The sequence below is a fragment of the Shewanella sp. c952 genome (genome assembly GCF_019654975.1).
Lineage (GTDB): Bacteria > Pseudomonadota > Gammaproteobacteria > Enterobacterales > Shewanellaceae > Shewanella.
On the sequence record NZ_BPEW01000072.1, the window covers coordinates 1 to 2,505 of the forward strand.

Here is a 2,505-nt window from a genome sequence, read left to right on the forward strand (position 1 = left end):
GCATTCATGGCATTTACTCGTGGTAATTTTTGTTTGGCGATAAATTTGATCACCAAATGCCATGAATGTTCCTTATTATTTTGCCTATCTCATTATTTCTATTTGTCTTTTTGTGGGGATTCGTCAGACTCTAACTCTACTTACTTATGACCCCACTTACTTACAAAGTAAGTCCTTATTCAATCGTGAACTTACCTACAACGGTAATCAGCTTGTCATTGGCAATCGCCAATTTATTCGTTTCCAGCTCAGTAACTTTACCGTTGTCATCCAGCACCACCACCATATCCCGAATAGTACTCATATTGCGGCTCACCTCTTCAGATACTGCACTTTGCTCTTCAGCAGCAGTCGCTATTTGCATATTCAAATCATTAACGTCGGCAATCGATGACACGACTTTTTCCAGATTATTACCAACATCAATGGTGGCGTTACTCGCTTGCTCACAGGTGATTTTAGTTTGCTTCATGGCTCCTACTGCATTATTAATACCTTGCTGCAGCTTATCCAGTGTCTGCTCAATTTCAGTAGTACTGACTTGGGTACGCGCTGCGAGTGCGCGTACCTCATCAGCAACAACCGCAAAGCCTCGTCCTTGCTCCCCCGCTCTGGCAGCCTCTATGGCCGCATTCAATGCCAGTAGATTAGTTTGTTCAGCAATATCACCTATGACCTGTAAAACCTTGGTAATACTAATAGCATCTTGTGCCACATTGCCGATATTAACTTCTGTTTCATCAACATCTCGAATTAAACGTTCAACGGTTTCTCTTGTATTAGACACAATACTATTAGTGTTTCTCACCTGTTCACTAGCAACAACTGCCGCGTTAGAAGCCTGTGAAGTATTCGTAGCAACATCCATCGCTGTTGCACTCACCTCTTCAACCGCAGTCACTACCTGCTCAGTTTCCATTACATGTTGCTGCAGCACTCCTGCATTTTCATCTGTTTGTTGATGAAGCTTAGCAATGCTGTCACCAATATCTTTCGAACCAAAAGAAACCTCTTTCATTAGATCCTGAAGGTTTTTTACAAACTGATTGATACCACTAGCTATTTCGCCTAAATCGTCTTCACTAGTCACTGACAAACGGCGAGTTAAATCAGCCTGCCCTTGAGAAAGATCTATCACCATTTTTTTAAGCGTGATGATTGGACGATATAGCCAATTAAGTACCGCAAACACCCCTAAAATCCCGACAACCAGCATGATTAATGACATCAATATAGAGCGTTGTAGCGCATCATTTAACCCCGCATAAACAATAGACTCATCAACGCTGATAAACAGATGCCATTTCTGCGTACCGAGCAGCGGAATCGTTTCACTAAACACTAATTGTTCAACACCATCTAATTCATATTCGCCGTTAAAAGAAGCGTTTGCGCTAATCCCGCTTAGAAGATGCCCGAAGCCTGACTGGCTTAACTCATCGCCGACTTCAAAACGAGGTGAAGAAGAGGCTAAAACTTTACCTCGCTGATCAATAATTGCGGCCACTGACCCAGGAAAGTCAACTTGCTTTACTGTCTTATCCAAAATGTCTAGGCCGATATCGCCCGATAACACTCCATCACCCAAATTAGTGACGATGGATATTACAGGCTGCGCGGTCACCATATCAGTATATATATCGGTAAGAACGGCTTCTCTATTGGCTTTAGCAAGCTGATACCACCCGCGAGGGCGCGGGTCATACTTGTCAGGATTGGCGACTCCATCTTGCCAGATAGCATCATCAACGACACTGGCGTAAGAGCTACCATCATCAAAACCCCAGAATACAGAATACAAACTATTAGCTTGCTTACCTAAACGCGCAATATCAACGTACTGTTGCTGAAATGCCCCATTCTTATATTGATCAGCCATCGCTGCTATCGCAGTGGCCTTAGCACTAAACCATTGAGCTATAACATTGGCTTCGTAATGAGTAATTTGTTGAGAGCGGATTTGCACGCCATCAATCGTGTCTTGCTTTAGCGTTTGATAGGAAATCCAATTCGCGACTAATAAACAACTGGATAAGAGTAAAATAATGGCGAGAGTAATCGTTTTTTTAAAACCAATAGCTTGCATGGCTGCAGTATTCCCTTACTTAAATTTAAGCAACAGCTTTCACAATAAGAAGCAAAAGCCCAACAATGCAGACACTTATACGTGTGGAATCAATTCCAAACCGTGAATAATCTCGCAACAACAATAACATACAGCCACTTAATTAATATTTAGGTCTATCGGCTTAATGAAAAGGTAAATTGGGGGCAGAGTCTGACGGATCCCCACGAATTTAATAGCATGCTTGTGGCTCCCGAACTAAGCCTTGTAGTGTTTTGATTGCTACCTGCCAATGCAATTTCAACAGCTTCAAGTTCCTATCTTTGTATGCTCTCAAGCCTATGAATTGGTTTGAGAGTACGTTGCGGTGCTTTATTGAGTTAGCTTGATATTGCCAGTGTTTACCAGCAGCTTTCACCGCTAATCCTAAAAGATAAAGC

The 2,505-nt window shown here is 42.3% G+C and carries 1 protein-coding gene and 1 pseudogene; both read right to left on the minus strand.

Features of this window, described 5'->3' with window-relative positions:
* Positions 1 to 175 precede the first annotated feature (175 nt).
* A complete protein-coding gene (locus tag K5R16_RS21870) occupies positions 176 to 2,086 on the minus strand; it encodes a methyl-accepting chemotaxis protein (RefSeq protein ID WP_220740508.1) in 1,911 nt (636 codons plus the stop codon).
* A gap of 211 nt (positions 2,087 to 2,297) precedes the next feature.
* Positions 2,298 to 2,505: pseudogene (locus K5R16_RS21875) on the minus strand (IS4 family transposase); the annotation flags it as partial.